This is a genomic window from Allobosea sp. Root670, from assembly GCF_001429415.1.
GTDB classification, from domain to species: Bacteria; Pseudomonadota; Alphaproteobacteria; order Rhizobiales; family Beijerinckiaceae; genus Allobosea; species Allobosea robiniae.
This window is the reverse complement of the sequence record NZ_LMJU01000001.1, coordinates 1,124,050-1,144,191: the sequence shown is the minus strand read 5'-3', so window position 1 is coordinate 1,144,191 and position 20,142 is coordinate 1,124,050. Positions and strand designations below refer to the sequence as shown.

Below are 20,142 nucleotides of genomic sequence, written 5' to 3'. Positions count from 1 at the left end.
TCACGCCTCCCGGCTCTCGAAATCGATGCGCGGATCGACCCAGCTATAGGTCAGGTCGGTGATCAGGTGCACGACGAGGCCGATCAGCGAGAAGATGAAGAGATTGGCGAAGACGACCGGATAGTCGCGGTTGACGATCGCCTCGAAGGAGAGGAGGCCGAGGCCATCGAGCGAGAAGATCGTCTCGATCAGCAGCGATCCCGCGAAGAGCGCATGCACGAAGGCGCCGGGGAAGCCGGCGATGACGATCAGCATCGCGTTGCGGAAGACATGGCCGTAGAGCACGCGCCGCTCGCTGAGGCCCTTCATCCGGGCGGTCAGGACATATTGCTTGCGGATCTCGTCGAGGAAGGAGTTCTTGGTCAGCAGCGTCGAGGTGGCGAAGGCGCCGAGCGCCATGGCGAGCACCGGCAGGGCGATGTGCCAGAGATAGTCCTTGGCCTTGCCGAAGAGGCTGAGATCGGCCCAGTTGTCGGAGGTCAGGCCCCTGAGCGGGAAGATCTGCCAGAACGAGCCGCCGGCGAAGAGCACGATCAGCAGGATCGCGAACAGGAAGCTCGGGATGGCGTAGCCGACGATGACGACCGCGCTCGTCCAGGTGTCGAAGCGCGAGCCCTCCTTCATCGCCTTGCGGATGCCGAGCGGAATCGAGATCGCATAGGAGATCAAGGTCATCCACAGGCCGAGCGTGATCGACACAGGCAGCTTCTCCTTGATCAGCTGCAGCACCGGCGCATCGCGGAAATAGGAGCGGCCGAAATCGAAGCGGGCATAGTCGCCGAGCATCTTCAGGAAGCGCTCATGCGCCGGCTTGTCGAAGCCGAACTGTTTCTCCAGTTCCTTGATGAAGGCGGGGTCGAGCCCCTGCGCGCCGCGATAGGCGGCGCCGTCACCATGCGCCCCGGCGTCGCCGCCCTGGCCGCCGCCGACGCGGTCGGCTGCGCCGCCACTATTGGGGTTCTGGAGCTGGGAGATCACGCGCTCGACGGGCCCGCCCGGCGCGAACTGCACGATGACGAAGGAGACGAGCAGGATGCCGAACAGCGTCGGCACCATCAGCGCGAGGCGCCGGGCGATATAGCTCAGCATGCCCCGCTCACGCCTTTCCGATCCGCTTGGCCTTCTCGGCGTCGTACCACCAGATTCCCGGCGCGCCGGAGGAGTATTTCGGCTTGGTCGCCGGCCGGTCGTACATGTCCCAATAGGCCAGCCATTCCTCGTCGTTCCACCACATCGGGATCCAGTAGCGCCCGGCGCGCAGCAGCCGGTCGAGGCATTTTGCGGCGACGACGCATTCGGCATAGGTCTTGGCCTGGCCGATCTTCTCGATCATTGCGTCGATGGCCGGGCTGGCAATGCCGGCGACGTTGCGCGAGCCACGGGTCTTCGCGGCTTCCGAGCCATAGACGATGCTGAGCGTATCGCTGGGGATCGAGCCGCCCGAGAGCGCCATGCTGATAATGTCGAAATCGAACTGGTCGAGGCGGCGCTGGTACTGCGCGGGGTCGACGAGGCGGGAGGTGGCGTTGATGCCGAGCCGCTTGAGATTGGCCTGGAAGGGCTGGGTGTGCGGTTGCAAGGCCGGGTTGGAATCGAGGAACTCGATCTCGAAGGGCTGGCCGTTCGGCAGCTTCATCACATTGCCGTCGCGCTTGCAGCCGGCGGCGCGCAGCATTTCGTCGGCCTTGCGCAAGAGGGCGCGATCGCTGCCCGACCCGTCGGAGACCGGCGGCAGGAAGGGCTCGCCGAAGACCTCGTCCGGCACCTTGCCGCGCCAGGGTTCCAGCAGCGCGATTTCCTCGGCCGAGGGCTTGCCGGAGGCCTTCGAATCCGAGTTCTCGAAATAGGAGGTCATGCGCTCGAAGGAGCCGAACATGATGGTCTTGCGCGTCCATTCGAAATCGAAGGCGAGCCCCAGCGCCTCGCGGATGCGCGGGTCGGCGAATTTCTCGCGCCTGATATTGTAGATCCAGCCCTGCGAGCCGACCGGCTCGGTCTTCGGCAGAGCCTCTTTCTTGACCTTGCCCTCGTGCAGGGCGGGGAAATCGTAGCCCGTCGCCCAGATGCGCGAGGTGAACTCCTCCTGGAAGGTGATGGCGCCCGCCTTGAAGGCTTCGAAGGCGACCTGCCGGTCGCGGAAATACTCCCAGCGCACCCGGTCGAAATTATTGGTGCCGACATTCACCGGCAAATCCTTGGCCCAGTAGTCCGGCACGCGTTCGAATTCGATGAAGCGGCCCTGCTCGAGACGCCCGACCTTGTAAGCGCCGGAGCCCAGTGGCGGCTCCAGCGTCGATGCGGTGAAGTCCCGCGTCGACCAGTATTTTTCGGAGAAGACCGGCAGCCCGGCGACGACGAGATGCAGGTCGCGCCCGCGCTTCGGCGAGAGCTTCACCACGAGAATATCGTCGCCCTCGGCTTCCGACGAGACGAGCTCGTTGAGCAGGAGCCGATAGGAGGGATGGCCCTTCGCCTTCAGGATGTTCATCGAAAAGGCGGCGTCGCGCGCTGTCACCCGCGTGCCGTCATGGAACTTCGCTTCGGGGCGCAGCCGGAATCGGTAGGTCAGCTTGTCCGGGGAGACCGCGACGCTTTTGGCGAGCAAGCCGTAGAGCGAGCCCGGCTCATCGCCGGAGCCGGCCATCAGGCTGTCGAAGCAGGCGTCCATGCCGGCCGCGCCGTCGCCTTGCAGGACATAGGTATTGAGCGTGTTGAAGGTGTCGAAGCTCTGGTTACCGCCGCCGCGCTTGATCTGGACGGTCAGCATGCCGCCCTTCGGCGCCTTCGGATTCACATAGGCGAAATGCGGGAAGTCCGGCGGCAGGGCGAGTTCGCCGAAGGTCGAGAGCCCATGCGATTCGGCATCCTGCGCCAGCGCCGTGCCGGAAAGCCCGGGCAGGGTGCCCGCGACCGCAGCAGTGCCTGCGGCTTCCAGCAATCTGCGGCGTGTGATGCGCATCGCCATCGTTTCGCGTCTCCGTCTGATTCGCCGTTGTCCTGTGTCGCCTGCGTGCGCCGCGACCGCAATGGCTGGTGAGGCGCGGATTGTGCGGGCAGCCGCAGGGCGGGAGCAAGGCACGAAACGAAAAAGCCGGGCAGAGCCCGGCTTCGTGATCGCTGATTGGCTGTTTGCCGGGCCGTCTCAGGGCTTCGGCAGCGGCTTCGGCGCTTCGGAGAGGCTGTTGAGATAGGCGATCACGTCGGCGCGGGTCTCGGGCTTGGCGATGCCGGCGAACGCCATGATCGTGCCGGGCACATACGCCTTCGGGCCCTTCAGGAAATGGTCGAGCCCTTCGGCGTCCCAGGTCTTGTCATTGCGGCCCTTCATCGCGGCCGAGTAGCCGAAGCCGGCGACCGTGCCTTCGTTGCGGCCATAGACGTCGTAGAGATGCGGGCCGACCTTGTTGGCGCCGCCCTTCTCGAAGGTATGGCAGGCCTTGCAGGCGGCGGTGGCCTTCTCCCCCTTGGCGGGGTCGGCCTTGGCGAGGCGCACCGCGATCGGCTCCTCGGCTGCGGGGGCAGCGGCGGCGCCACCTGCGGCAGCCGGCTCCTCGCTCGGCAGGTCGAAGCCTGTCACTGCCGGCTTCTTCGGCGCGAAGACGATACCGGCCGTCATATTGAGGCCCAGCACGACGAGCAGCGTGGAGAGAACCGCGCCGGCGATCTTGTTGGCTTCGATGTTCATCGTATCCGAACCCTGGTGCCCTCCGCGTCCGAGGCGCGGGAGACGAGATAGCGCTTGGCCGGAGTCTTGAAAGGCTCCAGCTTCCGCCGTTGCTTAACCGCTTTGCGCGCTTCATTGCAACTCGTATAAGCACGCACCGTTTGAGACTTTTTGCCGCCGCCGGCTTCTGCCGACGGTGCCCATGCCGAGCACGATCCGAAAATGGCCCATCCGCTGATCCTGATCCCGGCCCGCATGCAGGCGACGCGCCTGCCCGGCAAGCCGCTCGCCGATATCCATGGCGAGCCGATGATCGTGCATGTCTGGCGCCGGGCGGTCGAATCCGGGGCCGGCGATGTGGCGGTGGCGACCGATGCGCCGGAAATCGCGGCCGCGATCGAAGCCGCCGGGGGCAAGGCGGTGATGACCAGCGCCGAGCATCAGACCGGATCGGACCGGATCAAGGAAGCAGCCGACATTCTCGACCCTGACAGGCATTACGACATCATCGTCAATGTGCAGGGCGATTTCCCGACGCTGGCGCCCTCGGCCATCGCCGCGGCGGTGAAGCCGCTTGCCGATCCGGCTGTGGATATCGCAACTCTCGCCGGCGTGATCGACGACGAGGAAGAGAAGACGGCGCCGAGCGTCGTGAAGCTCGTCGGCAGCGAGATTGCACCCGGCCATCTGCGCGCGCTCTATTTCACGCGCGCCACGGCACCTTACGGCGAGGGGCCGCTCTATCACCATGTCGGTCTCTACGCCTATCGCCGCGCTGTGCTCGACCGTTTCGTCAGCCTGCCGCAATCGCCGTTGGAGCTGCGCGAGAAGCTGGAGCAGCTCCGTGCGCTGGAAGACGGCATGCGCATCGACGTCATGGTCATCGACCATGTGCCGCGCGGCGTCGATACGCCGCCCGATCTCGATCGCGCTCGTGTATTGCTGAAGTCCCGATAAAGCCGTTTCCGCAGGGGCCGTATCACGGTCGCCCTCTGGAGTGGCGGATAACAAGAAGCTGGAGCCTGAAGTCGTCCCATGTCCTTCGTCGTGTCTTATCAGGGTGAGCCCGGAGCCTTCTCCTCGCAGGCGGCCCTTCAGGTGTTTCCGGACTGCGAGCTTCTGCCCTGTGCCACCTTCGAGGACGCGCTCTCGGCCGTCAGCGACGGCAAGGCACGCTACGGCATGATCCCGATCGACAACTCGATCGCCGGCCGCGTCGCCGATATCCATCATTTGCTGCCGCGTTCGGGGCTGCACATCATCGGCGAGCATTTCCTGCCGATCCGCTTTCACCTGATGGGCGTGAAGGGCGCGACGCTCGCGACGATCCAGACGGTCCAGAGCCATATCCATGCGCTCGGCCAGTGCCGGAAGATCATCCGCAAGCTCGGCCTCAAGGCCGAGGTCGCCGCCGACACCGCGGGCTCCGCCCGCCAGGTCGCCGAGGCCGGCGATCTCACGCGCGCGGCCATCGCCCCGCGCATCGCGGCGGAGGTCTATGGCCTCGATATCCTGATGGAGGATATCGAGGACGAGAAGCACAACACCACCCGCTTCGTCGTGCTCTCGAAATACCCGGAATATGCGCGCCAGGGCGGGGCCAAGACGGTGACGACGCTGATGTTCCGCGTCCGCAACATTCCGGCCGCGCTCTACAAGGCGATGGGCGGTTTCGCCACCAACGGCGTCAACATGACGAAGCTCGAAAGCTACATGGTCGACGGCCATTTCTCGGCGACGATGTTCTATGCCGATGTCGAGGGCCATCCCGACGACCCGGCGCTGCGGCGCGCGCTCGACGAGCTCTCCTATTTCTCCAAGGAGATGAAGATCATGGGCGTCTATGCCGCCAACGACTTCCGCTCGACGATCGAGGAAGCCGGCGAGTAGCCGCTTGTGAACAAACGACGGCTGTTCGCTGCGCAGGAAGACGGCCTCAGTCCTTGAGGCCGTCTTCGATGATCTCCCGCGCCGCAATGAATGTGGCGGAGTGCTCCGGCGCCGCCCCCTGCTGCTCTTCGAGCAGGAGAAGGGCGGCCTCGTAGATTTCCCGGATGTCGTGGGGCGCCAGGACCCCCTTGTGGAACAGGCAGCGCAGCAGCGCCGCCGTGGTCGTCGCGGCGACCAACTGGCCGGCCGCCGCCGCATTCGATGCCGTGATGCGCATGGCCGCTCACTGCGCCGACGGCTGGAGCGCTTCCGGCACCTCGTAGCCTGCCGCCGTATAGCTGTTGATCTTGTTGCGCAGCGTGCGGATGGCGATGCCGAGGAGGTTGGCAGCGTGGGTGCGGTTGCCGCCGGTTTCGCGCAGGGTGGCGAGAATCAGATCACGTTCGACATCGGCAACGGGCAGGCCGACGAGCTGCTCCATGATGGTCTGCTCAGGGTCGAGCTCGTGCATGGTCGCGGTCCTTTCCGAGCCCCCAAAAGCCCCGGTGGACCGCGCAAGGGGGCGCCCTTCACGGTTAAGGAATGGTAAAGGGTCCCGCTAGATCCGCTCGCCGTCCAGTGCCCAGGCCCGCACCAGCGTGTTGGCGATGGCGATATGCTGCGGGCAGGCGAGCCCGTCGGGATGCTTGCCGTCCAGCATCTGCAGCACCTCTTCGCGGGGGAACCAGCGGCCTTCCTCAAGCTCGGTCATGTCGAGCGTGATCTCGTCGCCGAGCGCCTCGGCGATGCAGCCCATCATGATCGAGGAGGGGAAGGGCCAGGGCTGCGAGGCGAGGTAACGGACGGCGCCGACCTTCAAGCCGGCCTCCTCCCAGCTCTCGCGCCTGACCGCGTCCTCGATCGTCTCGCCCGGTTCGACGAAGCCGGCGATGCAGGAATACATGCCCGGTGCGAACCGGGCCTGGCGCGCCAGCAGGCAGGCATCGCCACGCGTCACCAGCATGATCACGACCGGATCGGTGCGCGGGAAATGCATCGCGCCGCAAGCAGTGCATTCACGGCGCCAGCCCGAGGCGCCAGCGACGGTCGGCCCGCCACATTGCGCGCAGAAGCGATGGCGGGCATGCCAGTCGAGCACGGCCTTGGCCTCGCCGAGTGGCCCGACCTCGTCTTCCGGCACGATGCGCTTCAGCGCGACCGAGCGCAGATCGGTGACGAACAACTCGGCCCGCTCCTTCAGCGGCTCGGCCAGGGCCTTGTCGAGCAGGCGGCCGAAGCGGGGCGTCCCGTCCTCGGCCATACCCATGAAGATTTCCTCGGCCGCCGGGCCGAGCATCTCGGTCTCGCCATGGCTGAACCAGACCGTGAGCGCCTCACCGTCGAGGCGCTTCAGGATCGGCGTCTCGCCCGCGACCACGGCAATCCGTGTGTCCGAGCGGTGGCGCAAGGCCGTCACCGCATTGGGCTGGTTGCGCAGGTCTTCGCGCCGGTCGAGCCGGTTGATCGCGAAGCCGGTGAAGGAGGAGCGTTCGCGGCGGGGCAGGGCGTCGTTCATGGTCAGGGTCTAGACCCGCGACGCCTTGCCGCGCAAGCGCGTCTCACGCCTGCCCGCGTCCGCGCAGAAGATGGATGATGCCGGAGAAATCCGTGCCACCCTCGCCCCAGGCATTGTGCAGCCCGAAGAGCTGCGCCGCCGCCGCGCCAAGCGGGGTCGAGGCGCCCGCAGCCTGCGCCGCTTCCTGCGACAGTTTCAGGTCCTTCAGCATCAGTGCCGAGGCGAAGCCCGGCTTGTACTCGTTATTGGCGGGGGAGGTCGGCACCGGCCCCGGCACCGGGCAATAGGTCGTCAGCGACCAGCACTGGCCCGACGAGGTCGAGGCGACGTCGAACAGCGCCTGATGCGACAGGCCGAGCTTTTCGGCCAGCACGAAGGCCTCGGAAACGCCGATCATCGAGATGCCCAGGATCATGTTGTTGCAGATCTTGGCCGCCTGGCCGTTGCCGCCGCCGCCGCAATGCACGATCCGCCGCCCCATTTTGGCAAGGATGGGCTCGCCCTGGGCGAAGGCATCCTCGGTGCCGCCGACCATGAAGGTCAGCGTCGCGCCCTTCGCACCGCCGGTGCCGCCCGAGACCGGGGCATCGAGTGAAAGACAGCCGCGCTCGGCCGCCAGCGCATGCGCCTTGCGGGCGCTCTCGACATCGATCGTCGAGGAATCGATCAGCAGCGTGCCGGGCTTCACCGCCGGGAGGATATCGGCCCAGACGCTCAGCACATGCTTCCCGGCCGGCAGCATGGTCACGACGACCTCCGCATCGGCCACGGCGTCCTTCGCCGAGCCGGCAATGCCAACGCCCAGTTCAGCGGCGGCGTCCTTCGAGGCCTGCACGAGATCGAAGGCTTTGACGGCGTGCCCGGCCTTGACGAGGTTCCCGGCCATCGGGCCGCCCATATTGCCGAGGCCGATGAAGGCGATGTTGGTCATGGTCGTATCCTCTCGTCGTTTCTGTCGTCGCTCTTGGTGTCATTCCGGGCTGCGCGAAGAGCAGACGCGGGATCATCATCAGAAAAAGGTGCTGTCTCGTCTTGTCATCCCAGGTCGCCGTTCGGCGTTCGGGATGACGCCTCCGGCGTCAATTCCCTTTCGACCGGCCGACCAGCCCGCGCGCCACGATCATCCGCATCACCTCGTTGGTGCCCTCGAGGATTTGGTGGACGCGCAGGTCCCGGACGATCTTCTCGATGCCGTAATCGGCGAGATAGCCGTAGCCGCCATGGATCTGCAGGGCGTGGTTGGCGACCTCGAAGCCGGTATCGGTGGCGATGCGCTTGGCCATGGCGCAGAGCTTGGTCGCATCTGGCGTCTTGGCGTCGAGCGCCGCCGCCGCGCGCCAGAGCAGGCTGCGGGCCGCCTCAAGCTCCGTCGCCATATCGGCGAGCTTGAACTGCAGCGCCTGGAAATCTGCGATGGCCGAGCCGAAGGCCTTGCGCTCCTTGGCATAGGCGAGGGATCGGTCGAGCGCGCCCTGCGCCCCGCCGAGCGAGCAGGCGCCAATATTGAGTCGGCCGCCATCGAGCCCGGCCATGGCGATCTTGAAACCGATGCCTTCCGGGCCGAGGCGGTTCGTCACGGGCACGCGGCAGTTCTCGAAGATCACGGCGCGCGTCGGCTGGGCGTTCCAGCCCATTTTCTTCTCGTTGGCGCCGAAGGAGAGGCCGGGCGTGTCCTTCTCGACGACGATGGTCGAGATGCCCCCGGGGCCGGCCTCGCCGGTACGCGCCATCACGACATAGATGTCGGAGACGCCGGCGCCGGAGATGAACTGCTTCTGCCCGTCGAGAACGTAATGGTCGCCGTCCAGCACCGCCTTCGTCTTGAGCGCAGCAGCGTCCGAGCCGGCGCCGGGCTCGGTCAGGCAATAGCTCGCCAGATGCTCCATCGTGCAGAGCTTCGGCAGGAAGCGCTGGCGCTGCTCGTCCGAACCGTAGCGGTCGATCATCCAGGCGCACATGTTGTGGATCGAGATATAGGCCGCGACCGTCGGGCAGCCGGTCGAGAGCGCCTCGAAGATCAAGGCTGCGTCGAGACGCGAGAGGCCGGAGCCGCCGACATCGTCGCGGATATAGATGCCGCCCATGCCGAGCGCGGCTGCGGCGCGCATTTCCTCGACCGGGAAATGCTTCTCCTCGTCCCAGCGCGCGGCATGGGGCGCCAATGTCTCGGCGGCGAAGTCCTGCGCCATGTCGCGGATCGCGATCTGGTCCTCGGTCAGGGAAAACGGGCTCAAGGCTGGCGCTCCTGGGGCTTGAGGGCGGCGGGCCGCTGCGTCGCGACCTGAGGGCGTTTGGGCTGCGGATAGGCCCCGTCATAGGGCTGGGCACGGCCGCGATGCGGCGACCGGGCCGCGTCGAGGGCCACAAAATCGTCCGCGGTTGCCGGTTCCCCGGCCTTCCCGACGAAGACGCGCGGTCCCTTGTCGGTCACCACCACATCGCCATAGGCGAGATCGCTGCCGAGGAAGGTTTCGACCGTCACAGGTGGAGGAGTTGGCGGCGGCCGGCTCGCCGCGCGTTCCCGCCGCTGCCGGCGATCCTCGATCAATCCCTCGACATAGCTCTGGCTTCGCTCCCGGGCGGCCTCGACCCGCTGCTGCCAGAGCCGGCGGCAACGGGCGAGCTGCACGTTACCGAGGGGCGCGTTCTCGGATGCGCCCGGCTCGCAGAGCGCATCCTCGGACGAGGGTGTGGCGTCGGGCGAGGGGCCGGTCGCGAGGGCCGGCCCCATGCCGCAGAGGAGGACGAGCGACGATGCGATGATGCGCAGCGGTCGCTCCATAGCCTCCTCCGTCGGTGGCGCCTCAGTTCATCGTCGGGATGACGAAGCTCGCACCATCCTTGATACCGCTCGGCCAGCGCGCCGTCACCGTCTTGGTCTTGGTGTAGAAGCGGATCGCGTCCGGGCCGTGCTGGTTGAGGTCACCGAAGGCGGAACGCTTCCAGCCGCCGAAGGTGTAATAGGCCAGCGGAACCGGGATCGGCAGGTTGATGCCGACCATGCCGACCTGGACCTTCGAGGCGAAGTCGCGTGCCGCGTCGCCGTCGCGGGTGAAGATCGCGGTGCCGTTGCCGTATTCGTTGTCGTTGGTCAGCTTCAGCGCCTCGTCATAGGTCTCGGCGCGCACCACCGAGAGCACCGGTCCGAAGATCTCGTCCTTGTAGATGCTCATGTCCTTGGTGACGTTGTCGAACAGGCAGCCGCCGACATAGAAGCCGTTCTCGTAGCCCTGCATCTTGAAGTCGCGCCCGTCGACCAGGAGCTTGGCGCCTTCCTTCACGCCGATATCGACATAGGACTTGATCTTCTCCATCGCCGCCTTGGTCACGACCGGGCCGTAATCGGCGCTGGTATCGGTCGAGGGGCCGATCTTCAGGCTTTCGACGCGCGGGATCAGGCGCTTGACCAGCTCGTCGGCGGTGGCCTTGCCGACCGGGACGGCGACCGAGATCGCCATGCAGCGCTCGCCGGCCGAGCCGTAGCCCGCGCCGATCAGTGCATCGACGGTCTGGTCCATGTCGGCGTCCGGCATGATGATCATGTGGTTCTTGGCGCCGCCGAAGCACTGCACGCGCTTACCGGCCGCGCAGCCGCGGGCGTAGATGTATTCCGCGATCGGGGTCGAGCCGACGAAGCCGACGGCCTTGATCTCGGGATGGTCGAGGATGGCGTCGACGGCTTCCTTGTCGCCGTTGACGACGTTGAGGATGCCGGGAGGGCCGCCGGCCTCGATGAACAGCTCGGCGAAGCGCATCGGCACGCCGGGGTCGCGCTCGGAGGGCTTCAGGATGAAGGCATTGCCGCAGGCGATGGCTGGGCCGAGCTTCCAGAGCGGGATCATCGCCGGGAAGTTGAACGGGGTGATGCCGGCGACGACGCCGAGCGGCTGGCGCATCGAATAGATGTCGATGCCGGGGCCGGCGCCGTCGGTGAACTCGCCCTTCATCAGGCCCGGGATGCCGAGCGAATATTCCAGGACCTCGACGCCGCGCTGGATGTCGCCCTTGGCATCGGGAATGGTCTTGCCGTGCTCGCGGGCGAGCAGTTCGGCGAGCGCGTCGTTGTTCTGCGCGATCAGGTCGATGAACTTCATCAGCACGCGGGCGCGGCGCTGCGGATTGACGGCGGCCCATTTCGGCTGCGCCTCGGCGGCGTTCCGCACGGCGGCGTCGAGCTCGGCCGTCGAGGCCAGCGCCACCTTGCCGATGATCGTGCCGTCCATCGGCTGGTAGATGTCGGCCGTGCGACCCGACGTGCCCGCGGCATGCTTGCCGCCGATGAAATGTCCAACCTGACGCATGGCGCCCTCCCTACGAACTGATGGTGCGATGATCCCGCATCCTCCCTACCATTCTCGTTTATGCACGGCTATAGCGAGAGTGAAACGTCGGCCGTGCGAAAACACAAATACGGGGAGAGGACCTTGGAGCGCTTCGACTGGGACGACCTCCGCTTTTTCCTTGCCGTCGCGCGTTCCGGGCGCCTGACCGCGGCGGCGCGCCGCCTCGGCGCCGATCATGCCACCGTCTCGCGCCGCATCACCTCGCTGGAGGAGGCGCTGAAGGCCAAGCTCTTCGAGCGCCGCCCGCAGGGCTACATGCTGACCGCTCACGGCGAGCGCCTGCTCGCCAAGGCGGAAAGCATGGAAACCGAGGCGCTCGCGATCCAGAGCGATATTGGTGGCGCCGACATGGCGCTGTCGGGCACCGTCAGGATCGGCGCACCGGATGGTCTCGGCACTTCGTTCCTCGCGCCACGCCTGGCACTGTTCGCGAAATCCTATCCGGGCCTCGAGATCCAGCTCATCGCCATGCCGCGTTTGCTCTCGCTGTCGAAGCGGGAGGCCGATGTCGCGATCACGCTGGCCCCGCCCAAGGAAGGCAAGGTCGTCGCCCGCAAGCTCTCAGACTACCGCCTCGGGCTTTACGCCTCGCCGGAATACCTCGCCTCGATGCCGCCGGTGACCAAGCCGGAGGATCTCTTCGAGCATCGCATCATCGGCTATATCGACGACCTGATCTTCTCGCCCGAGCTCGACTATCTCGACGAGGTTGCCAAGGGCCTGCGCGCCCATGTCCAGAGCTCGAGCGTCATCGCCCAGATGAATGCCGTCGCCGCCGGTGCCGGCATCGGCGTGATCCATCACTTCATGGCGGAAGGAGAGAAGCGGCTCGTGCCCGTCCTGCCCGAGACGGTTTCGATCACGCGCTCCTTCTGGCTCCTGGTCCACGCCGACCTGAAGGATGTCGCGCGAGTTCGCGCCATCGTCGACTTCGTCGTCCGCGAGGTGAAGGCGTCGCGTGCCCTGCTGATGGGCGAGCACAGGGCCGAGTCGCGCATCGCAGCGGAATAGCCTCAGGCGACAGCGGTAGCGGTGTGGACCTTGTCGCGCCCGCCCTGCTTGGCTGTGTAGAGCGCCTGGTCGGCCAGCCCGAGGGCAGCTTCGAGCGCATCGCCGGGGCCGATCGAAGCGACGCCGATCGAGACCGTGAGCGGCAGGGTTTCTCCCTCGATGGTCAGCGGCGCGCCGGCAATGGCCGTCCGGATGCCTTCGCACAGGCGCTCGGCCTCGGCGAGATCGGCACCCGGGAAGATGATGGCGAATTCCTCGCCGCCGATGCGGGCGAGCAGGTTGAAGCCGCGCTCGGCCATGATGCTCAGCGTCCTCGCAACCGCCGTCAGCGCCTGGTCGCCACCGTCATGGCCGTAGCGGTCGTTGAGCCGCTTGAAATGGTCGATGTCGAGAATAGCGATCGAGACCGGGAGGTCCATATCGCGCGCTTCGCCGACGAGCTGCCGGCCACGGGCGAAGAAATGGCGGCGGTTGAACAGGCCGGTGAGGAAATCGCGCGCTGCAAGGTCCTGCAATTGCCTGAGCTGGTCGAGGACCTCGACATTGGAGGCGATGCGGCATTGCAGCTCCTCCAGCACGAACGGGCGCGAGACGAAATCATGCGCGCCGGCCTTGAGGAACCCCGCTGAAGTCTGCCGGTCGGTCGAGGAGGAAATGCCGAGGACGCGCACGTTCGGATGGCGGCGGCGGATGCGCCGGGCCAGCTCGAAGCCGTCCATGTCGGGCATGTAATAGTCGCTGACGACGAGCTGGATGTCGGGATTGCTCTCCAGCATCGCCAGCGCCTCCTGCCCGGAGCCGGCCTCGACCACGGCATATTGCTGGATCGACAGCATCCGGGCGAGCACCTTGCGGGTGGTGCGGGTATCGTCGACGACGAGGATGCGGGTGTTGCGGTTGTTGAGCGCCCGCTTGACCGTGCCGACAATGTTGGGAAGCGCGAATTCATTGTCCTTCAGGACGTAGTCGATCACCTCCCGCTCCATGATCCGCCCGCGCGTGGCGAGATCGAAGGTGGCGGTGAAGACGACCGAGGGGATGCCGTGGGTCACGGTCCAGTCGAGCGCCTCGCCGCGAGGAGCATCCGGCAGGTTGAGGTCGACCACGGCGATCGCGTAGGCGCCGGGCGCCGCGACGATGAGGTCGCTGACCTCCTTCAGCGATGCGCAGGTCGTGACAGGCAGTCCGGTCTCGGCCTGGAGAAGTTGCCGCAGCGCCAGCGAGAAGGTTCGTGAATCCTCGATGACGAGAATCTGGCGATCGTCCGGCACGGGCTCCGGCCTGGCCTGTAATGTCTGATGGGCACCCATGCTCCATCTAGGGCGCCCCCAAGTTTAATTTTCCGTCACATCTGTTGAGACAACGGCTGCGCTTTGATGACCTGTACGGAGAGGCCTCAGATCCGCCAGGGCAAGATATTGTGCTGCCGGTTGCGCCCGATCAGGTCGAGCGCCAGCATCACGACGAGGATGACGGCGCAGGCGCTGATCGCGACGGCCGCCGCCTCGCCGGCAAGCCCGGCCTCCTTCAGGCTGAACAGCACGACGCCGAGTGTCTCGGTGCCCGAGGACCAGAGCAGGGCCGAGACCGTCAACTCGTTGAAGGCGACGAGGAAGACCATCAGCGCCGAGACGGCGGCAGCCGGCGCCAGGATCGGCGCGACGATGAAGCGCAGCATCTGCGGGAGATTGGCGCCGTCGAGCTTCGCGGCATCCTCGTGATGCGCTTCGATCTGGGCCATCGCAGCGACCGGCGCCTTCAGCGCCAGCGGCAGGAAGCGGGCGAGATAGGCGAAGAGGATGATGAAGGGCGTGCCGTAGATGCTGACGCCGATCAGCGGCAACGGCTTCAGGAAGATCAGGATGCAGGCGATGGCCAGGACGATGCCCGGCAGCGCATAGGGCAGTTCGATCATCAGCTCGACGGCGCGACGGAACCTGCCGAGCCGCCTTTCCAGCCCATAGGCGAAAACGATCGCAAGGATAGCGAGGATCAGCGCGGCGCTGCCGGCGAAGATCAGCGAGTTGCGGAAGGCGCGCATGGTCACCGCCTGCCGGAACAGAACTTCCGTGAACTTGTCGAAGGTCAGTGTCTGCCAGGAGAGGGGCACGCCCAAGGCCGGAGTCAGCGCCTCGCTGAGCAGGGCGAGCAGCGGCAAGCCGAGCTTGAGAGCGAGCAGCAGCCAGAGCCCAGCAGCGACAAAGGGCCGGGCCGGGCCGAGCAGCCAATAGGGCTCCAGAGACCGCTCGATCTCGACCTTGCCACGCTGGTTGCGGGCGGCGAGCGCGGCGGCGACGATGCCGAGCGCCGCGACCACGCCGACCAGCACCGCGAGCGCGGCCGTCTCGCCGAGGCTCGACGGGCCGAAGCTCGACAGCCGGCGGTAGATCAGCGTTGGCAGCGTCAGGTAGTTCACGGGCAGGCCGAGCAGGGCCGGAATACCGAAATTGCCGACGCCTGCGACGAAGGCGATCAGCCCGGCGGCGATGATCTGCGGTCGCAGCACCGGGATGACGATCCGCGTGGTGATCGTGGCAGGCGCGGCGCCCTCCATCTGGGCAGCCTCGACCAGCGATTGCGGGATGCTGCGCAGGCCGGTCCAGAGCGTGATCGCGACGAGCGGCGCATGATGCAGCGCCATGACCAGGATGATGCCGCCGCGCCCGAGCAGCGGGTTCGGCGTGCCCGGTGGCGGCGCGAGCCCGATCAGCGAGAGGATTGGCGAGTTCGGCGCGAGCAGGCTCAGGAAAGCGAGCGCCGCCACCTGCGGCGCGATCATCATCGAGAAGACGAAGGCGAAGGCGAGGGGGCGCTTGCCCCTGACATCGGTGACGCCGAGCGCCAGCGCGACGATGCCGCCGACAAGGAGCGCGCCGAGCGCCGAGAGCGAGGCCGTTTCCAGCGTATGCCAGGTTGCGGTCATCGCTGCGCGGCTTGCCATCTCGACGAAGGCTTCCCCCGGTGCGAATTGCCAGCCGGGGGCGAAGGCGGCCGCGACCAGTCGGAAGAAGGGCAGGCCGCCGAGCAGCAGAGCGACCGCGACGACGAGCGCAGGCAGGCCCCAGCCTTCCGGTAGGCGCAGACGCGAAACCGGCGGGACCGCGATCGCGGACTCCCGCCGGCTGTTTCGGGCAAGGGCCAGCGTCATCGCGCCGACCGCTGCAGCAGTGAAGCCGTCATCACTCGAAGATCGAGCCGAAGCGCTTGCGGGCGGCGGTCTCTTCAGCGAGCGCCTTGGCGGCGTCGAAGACCATCAGCTTGATCGCGCTGCGGGCGGGATAGCCGGCCGGCAGGGCGACGTCGGGATGGGCGGCGACATAGCCCTGCTTCAGCGCCAGCTCCTGGCCCTCCTTCGAGAGCAGGAAATCAATGAAGGCCTTGGCGGCTTCCGGGTTCCTGGTGGTCTTCAGGATCGCGACCGGCTCGCTGACCGCGGAGACGCCCTCGCTCGGGAAGACGAACTCGACCGGCGCGCCCTTGGCCTTCTCGCGGATCGGCATGAAGTCGACGATCATGCCGTAGAGCTTCTCGCCGGTGGCGACCTGGCGCAGGATATCGCCATTGGCACCGGCGGCGAGCGTGCCGTTCTCCTTGAGTTTCTCGTAGAAGCCCCAGCCGTCCCCAAGATTGCTGGTGAGCGTAATGGTGTGGATCAGCGCGGCGCCGGAGTTCAGCGGGCTCGGCATGGCCAGCTGATTCTTCGCCTCCGGCTTGACGAGGTCCGTCCAGCTCGCGGGCTTCATCGTAGCCTTGGTGTTGTAGACGATGCCGGTGGTGATCAGCTTGGTCGCGAACCACATCTTCTGCGGGTCGTGGATGCCGGCCGGATAGGCGGCGAGATCGGCCTTGTCATGGGCGAGCAGGCGCCCGTCCTTCTTGAGACCTTCCATGGTCACGGCATCGGCGATGAGCAGCACGTCGGCCTGCGGGGCGCCGGCCTCGAACTCGGCCTTGAGCTTCGCCATCACGCGCGGCGTGCCGTCGCGGACGAAGGAAACATCGACCTTGGGGTATTTTGCCTTGAAGGCGTCGATCGTCTGCTGGGCGTCGGTATTGGGCTGGCTGGTATAGAGCACCAGCTTGCCCTCGATGGCGAAAGCCTGCGGCGCGGCCGCGAGGCCGGCCGCGATGATGAAGGCGCTCAGGGCCTTGCGCTGCATGTCAAACTCCATCTCTTGATCGCGTCTGCGAGATGGCGCTGCCGGTAGTCCCGGCAGATGACGGTTCCATGAAACGATCCCCGGTTTCCACGCTGCGGGCCAGTTGCGCACTCTGGAATTAGAAATACTATTTAGCGGGGCTCGCCCGGCTTGTTTCGGGCGGGGCTTTTCGATTAGGGTCGCGGCAAGACGACCATAAGGTCGCTTTAAAACGGTTTAAATGGGAGGATATCGGATGAAGCTTGTACGGCATTTCGCCATGGGAACGGCTGTCGCGGCAGTCGTAGCGGGCTGGTCCGGCGCCGCGATGGCGCAGGAGACGCTGACGGCCTGGTTCACCAAGGGCTTCTACAAGGGAGAGGACGACGCGCTGCTGGCGGTCGTCGACAAATTCCAGAAGGCGACGGGCGTCAAGGTCGAGCTCTCGCTCTACGCGACCGAGGACTGCGTCACGAAATCGGTCGGCGCGGTCGATGCCGGCACGCCCCCGGACGTCGGCTTCTGCACGACCTATGATTTCCGCACCACCGGCAAATGGGCCTATGACGGCAAGCTCGAGGACGTCTCGGACGTGATCGAGCCGATGAAGGCCGAGTTCCAGCCGATGGCGGTCTCGACCACCTTCCTGATGAACGGCAAGACCGGCAAGAAGTCATACTATGCCTTCCCGGTCGAGCAGCAGATGATGCACATCACCTACTGGAAGGACATGCTCGAGGAGGCCGGCTTCAAGGAGGCCGACATCCCGAAGACCTGGAACGGCTACTGGGACTTCTGGTGCGACAAGGTCCAGGGCGCGCTGCGCGCCAAGGGCAAGCGCGTCTACGGCATCGGCCACCCGATGGGCATCGCGGCGTCCGACACCTTCTATTCGTTCCTGACCTTCGCCAACGCCTATAACGCCCAGGTCGTCGACGAGAACGGCAAGATCGTGCTCGACCAGCCCGCCAACAAGAAGGCGATGGTCGAGGCGGTGAAGTCCTACGCCAACATCTTCCAGCGCGGCTGCACTCCGCCCTCCTCGGTGAACTGGCTCGACCCCGACAACAACGTCGCCTTCCACAATCGCACCACCGTCGCCACGCACAACGCCACGATCTCGATCGCCGGCAAGCACATGGACGACATGAGCAACCAGGCGCTCACGGCCGAGCAGCGGGCGACGGCCAAGAAGAACTACGAGGACAACATCCGCACCGCCGAGTTCCCGCTCAAGGCGGACGGCAGCAAGATGACCAACCTCGCCGCCGTGAAGACCGCGGTGATCTTCGCCGACGCCAAGAACAAGAAGCGCGCCAAGGAGTTCATGGCCTTCTTCATGAAGGACGAGAACCTGCGGCCCTTCGTCGAAGGCTCGGCCGGGCGCTGGGTGCCGACGACGCTGAAGGCGATCGAGGCGCCGTTCTGGTCGGATGGCAAGGACCCGCATCGCGCGGTCGTCTACAAGCAGTACAAGGACGGCACCGTGCCGTTCCAGTTTGTCTACAACTACAATTTCACGACCGTGAATGCCGAGAACGTCTGGGCCAAGGCGGTGAACCGCGTCGTCCAGGACAAGATCCCGGCCGAGCAGGCCGTGGACGAGATGATCGCCCGCATCAAGCAGATCGCCGGCTGAGCATTGGCCCGAAAAGTGGCTCCCACTTTTCGGGCCAAGCCGATGCTAGGACAGTAGAGCCCGGTCCTCGTTCCGCTTGCATCGACGACCCGCCGCGGCAATCCTTGCCGCGGCGTATCTTTCACAGGGTGACAATTCCACGGAGAGTCCATGAGCTCAGCCGTCATGACCGCGCCGCTTGCGGCGCCACGCGAGGATAACTCGGGCTTCACCCGCGACCGCGCGATGTGGGGTGCCATCATGCTGGCCCCTTACGTCCTCGTCTTCGCCGTCATGGTGGTCTACCCGGTGGCCTATGGCCTCTGGCTCGGCCTCAACTGGAATTCCTACCGGGCGCTCTTCGCCGACCCGATCTTCCTGCGCACCGTCGTCAACACGGTCATCTTCCTGTTCGTCGCGGTGAACCTGAAATTCCTGATCGCGCTCGCTCTCTCCGGCTTCTTCATACAGCAGCGGCCCTGGATCCGGATCGTGCTGGTGTTGTTCATCCTGCCCTGGGCGGTGCCCTCGATCCCGACCATCCTGTCCTTCCGGGTGATGCTGAATCCCGAGAACGGCATGGTGAACCAGCAGCTCTTCCAGTGGTTCGGCATCATGGAGGGGCCGGGCTGGCTCACAGATCCGACGCTCGCCTTCATCTCCTCGATCTTCGTCCACATCTGGAAGTCGCTGCCGTTCTGGACGCTGATCCTGATCACCGGCCGGCTGGCGATCGCGCAGGACCTCTACGAGGCCGCCAGCGTCGACGGCGCCAATCGCTGGCAGCAGTTCCGGTTCATCACCTGGCCGTCGCTGGCGACGCTCTACGTCACCTCGACGATGCTCTCGATGATCTGGACGCTGGGCGACTTCAACAGCGTCTACCTGCTCACGGGCGGCGGGCCGGGCGACCTCAACCATGTGCTGGCGACGCTCGGCATCCGCTACATGCGCAACAACAATCTCGATCTCGGCATCGCCTCGATCATCGTTGCCATGCCGCTGATCCTGCCGATGGTCTTCGTGATGGTGAAGCGCCTGTCGAAGGGGCCCGACGCATGAGAAAGCTCCTCGACGAAGGCAAGCTGCTGCTGATCGCGATCCCCGTCCTGGTCTGGACGCTGCTGCCGATCTACCACCTCTTCGTGCTGTCGATCTCCAACCAGGAATCGATGCTGGCCGGCAAGCTCTGGCCCGACCAGCCGACGCTGCAGAATTTCCAGATCGTCTTCGCGCAGCAGCACTACTACCTGCACAATTTCTGGCGGCAGATGTTCAACAGCTTCTTCATCGCGATCGCGACGGGGCTGATCACGCTGTTCGTCGCCACCTTTGCGGCCTTCGCCATCGCCCGCCTCAAGGTCCGGGGCGGGCGCACGATGATGAACCTCGCGCTCGCGACCTACCTGATCCCGGCCGCCTTCCTCGCCATTCCCATGTACAAGGCGATGGGCTCCTATGGGCTGCTCAACACGCAGGCCTCGCTGATCCTCGCGATGGTCGCGCTCGCCTCGCCCTATGCGATCTGGGTGCTGAAGCAGGCTTCCGACAAATTGCCCAAGGAGCTCGACGAGGCCGCTGTGATGGATGGCGCGACCTCGATCCAGCTCTTCCGGCTGGTCTACCTGCCGCTGATGAAGCCCTCGATGGTGGTGATCGGCATCTATGCGCTGCTGCTCGCCTGGAACGAGTATCTCTACGCCTTCCTGCTGCTCTCCTCGGAGAAGGCGGTTCCGCTTGCTGTCGGCCTCGGCCTCTTCCTCTCGGCCGATGACGCGCCCTGGAACCTGCTGATGGCGGCGGGCCTGCTCTATGCCATCCCGCCGGCGGTGATCTACTACCTGTTCCGCAAGAACATGGTCGGCGGCCTGACCTCGGGCGCAGTGAAGAGCTGAGGGAGTCCCCCACGCGTCATTCTCGGG

19 protein-coding genes are annotated in these 20,142 nt (G+C 65.9%); 6 read left to right on the top strand and 13 right to left on the bottom strand.

Annotated features, from left to right (window positions below; translation table 11 throughout):
* The 3 genes from ASE61_RS05255 to ASE61_RS05245 all read right to left on the bottom strand — a co-directional run bounded on the left by ASE61_RS05255 (position 1) and on the right by ASE61_RS05245 (position 3,685).
* A complete protein-coding gene (locus ASE61_RS05255) occupies positions 1–1,089 on the bottom strand; it encodes a microcin C ABC transporter permease YejB (RefSeq protein ID WP_061965249.1) in 1,089 nt (362 codons plus the stop codon).
* Positions 1,090–1,096: 7 nt separating this feature from the next.
* The gene (locus ASE61_RS05250) at positions 1,097–2,965 is read right to left on the bottom strand and encodes an extracellular solute-binding protein (protein ID WP_200959591.1); all 1,869 of its coding nucleotides are present in this window, start codon (positions 2,963–2,965) and stop codon (positions 1,097–1,099) included.
* Positions 2,966–3,142: 177 nt separating this feature from the next.
* A complete protein-coding gene (locus ASE61_RS05245; protein ID WP_061965247.1) occupies positions 3,143–3,685 on the bottom strand; it encodes a c-type cytochrome in 543 nt (180 codons plus the stop codon).
* A 201-nt stretch (positions 3,686–3,886) separates the two neighbouring features.
* Here ASE61_RS05245 and ASE61_RS05240 point away from each other — a divergent pair, with 201 nt between their 5' ends.
* Both ASE61_RS05240 and ASE61_RS05235 read left to right on the top strand, forming a co-directional pair.
* On the top strand, positions 3,887–4,621 hold the full coding sequence (locus ASE61_RS05240) for a 3-deoxy-manno-octulosonate cytidylyltransferase (RefSeq protein ID WP_061965643.1): 735 nt from the start codon (positions 3,887–3,889) through the stop codon (positions 4,619–4,621).
* Between the two features lie 78 nt (positions 4,622–4,699).
* A complete protein-coding gene (locus ASE61_RS05235; protein WP_061965246.1) occupies positions 4,700–5,554 on the top strand; it encodes a prephenate dehydratase in 855 nt (284 codons plus the stop codon).
* Between the two features lie 46 nt (positions 5,555–5,600).
* On the opposite strand, the gene ASE61_RS05230 is transcribed toward ASE61_RS05235, so the two are convergent.
* The 7 genes from ASE61_RS05230 to ASE61_RS05200 form a co-directional block, all read right to left on the bottom strand.
* The gene (locus ASE61_RS05230; RefSeq protein ID WP_061965243.1) at positions 5,601–5,831 is read right to left on the bottom strand and encodes a hypothetical protein; all 231 of its coding nucleotides are present in this window, start codon (positions 5,829–5,831) and stop codon (positions 5,601–5,603) included.
* Between the two features lie 6 nt (positions 5,832–5,837).
* Positions 5,838–6,065 (bottom strand): helix-turn-helix domain-containing protein, encoded by a 228-nt coding sequence (locus ASE61_RS05225; protein WP_061965241.1) that lies wholly within the window; start codon positions 6,063–6,065, stop codon positions 5,838–5,840.
* A gap of 87 nt (positions 6,066–6,152) precedes the next feature.
* On the bottom strand, positions 6,153–7,109 hold the full coding sequence (nudC, locus tag ASE61_RS05220; protein WP_061965239.1) for an NAD(+) diphosphatase: 957 nt from the start codon (positions 7,107–7,109) through the stop codon (positions 6,153–6,155).
* A gap of 43 nt (positions 7,110–7,152) precedes the next feature.
* A complete protein-coding gene (gene mmsB / locus ASE61_RS05215) occupies positions 7,153–8,040 on the bottom strand; it encodes a 3-hydroxyisobutyrate dehydrogenase (protein WP_061965237.1) in 888 nt (295 codons plus the stop codon).
* A 148-nt stretch (positions 8,041–8,188) separates the two neighbouring features.
* A complete protein-coding gene (locus tag ASE61_RS05210) occupies positions 8,189–9,343 on the bottom strand; it encodes an isobutyryl-CoA dehydrogenase (protein WP_170843314.1) in 1,155 nt (384 codons plus the stop codon).
* A complete protein-coding gene (locus ASE61_RS05205; protein ID WP_061965235.1) occupies positions 9,340–9,891 on the bottom strand; it encodes a hypothetical protein in 552 nt (183 codons plus the stop codon). Before ASE61_RS05205 ends, ASE61_RS05210 begins: the two co-directional genes overlap by 4 nt.
* A 22-nt stretch (positions 9,892–9,913) precedes the next feature.
* Positions 9,914–11,410 (bottom strand): CoA-acylating methylmalonate-semialdehyde dehydrogenase, encoded by a 1,497-nt coding sequence (locus ASE61_RS05200; RefSeq protein WP_061965233.1) that lies wholly within the window; start codon positions 11,408–11,410, stop codon positions 9,914–9,916.
* 123 nt (positions 11,411–11,533) lie between these two features.
* Here ASE61_RS05200 and ASE61_RS05195 point away from each other — a divergent pair, with 123 nt between their 5' ends.
* Positions 11,534–12,463, top strand: coding sequence for a LysR family transcriptional regulator (locus ASE61_RS05195; RefSeq protein WP_061965231.1), 930 nt, complete (start codon positions 11,534–11,536; stop codon positions 12,461–12,463).
* Positions 12,464–12,465: 2 nt separating this feature from the next.
* Here the strand turns inward: ASE61_RS05195 and ASE61_RS05190 are convergent, their stop codons facing one another.
* The 3 genes from ASE61_RS05190 to ASE61_RS05180 form a co-directional block, all read right to left on the bottom strand.
* Entirely contained in the window at positions 12,466–13,773 is a 1,308-nt protein-coding gene (locus ASE61_RS05190; RefSeq protein WP_061965229.1) for a diguanylate cyclase, read from the bottom strand.
* A gap of 86 nt (positions 13,774–13,859) precedes the next feature.
* Positions 13,860–15,611, bottom strand: a complete 1,752-nt coding sequence (locus tag ASE61_RS05185; protein WP_082617109.1) for an ABC transporter permease — start codon at positions 15,609–15,611, stop codon at positions 13,860–13,862.
* 31 nt (positions 15,612–15,642) lie between these two features.
* Entirely contained in the window at positions 15,643–16,623 is a 981-nt protein-coding gene (locus ASE61_RS05180; RefSeq protein WP_061965637.1) for an ABC transporter substrate-binding protein, read from the bottom strand.
* Between the two features lie 235 nt (positions 16,624–16,858).
* Between ASE61_RS05180 and ASE61_RS05175 the strand changes: the two genes are divergently transcribed.
* From ASE61_RS05175 to ASE61_RS05165, 3 genes are all read left to right on the top strand, one after another.
* Positions 16,859–18,241, top strand: a complete 1,383-nt coding sequence (locus tag ASE61_RS05175) for an ABC transporter substrate-binding protein (protein WP_061965227.1) — start codon at positions 16,859–16,861, stop codon at positions 18,239–18,241.
* Between the two features lie 165 nt (positions 18,242–18,406).
* The gene (locus tag ASE61_RS05170; protein ID WP_113585375.1) at positions 18,407–19,282 is read left to right on the top strand and encodes an ABC transporter permease subunit; all 876 of its coding nucleotides are present in this window, start codon (positions 18,407–18,409) and stop codon (positions 19,280–19,282) included.
* Positions 19,279–20,115: a carbohydrate ABC transporter permease gene (locus tag ASE61_RS05165; RefSeq protein ID WP_061965223.1), complete on the top strand. Its 837-nt coding sequence runs from the start codon at positions 19,279–19,281 to the stop codon at positions 20,113–20,115. The genes ASE61_RS05170 and ASE61_RS05165 overlap by 4 nt, the downstream gene beginning before the upstream one ends.
* Positions 20,116–20,142: the final 27 nt, after the last annotated feature.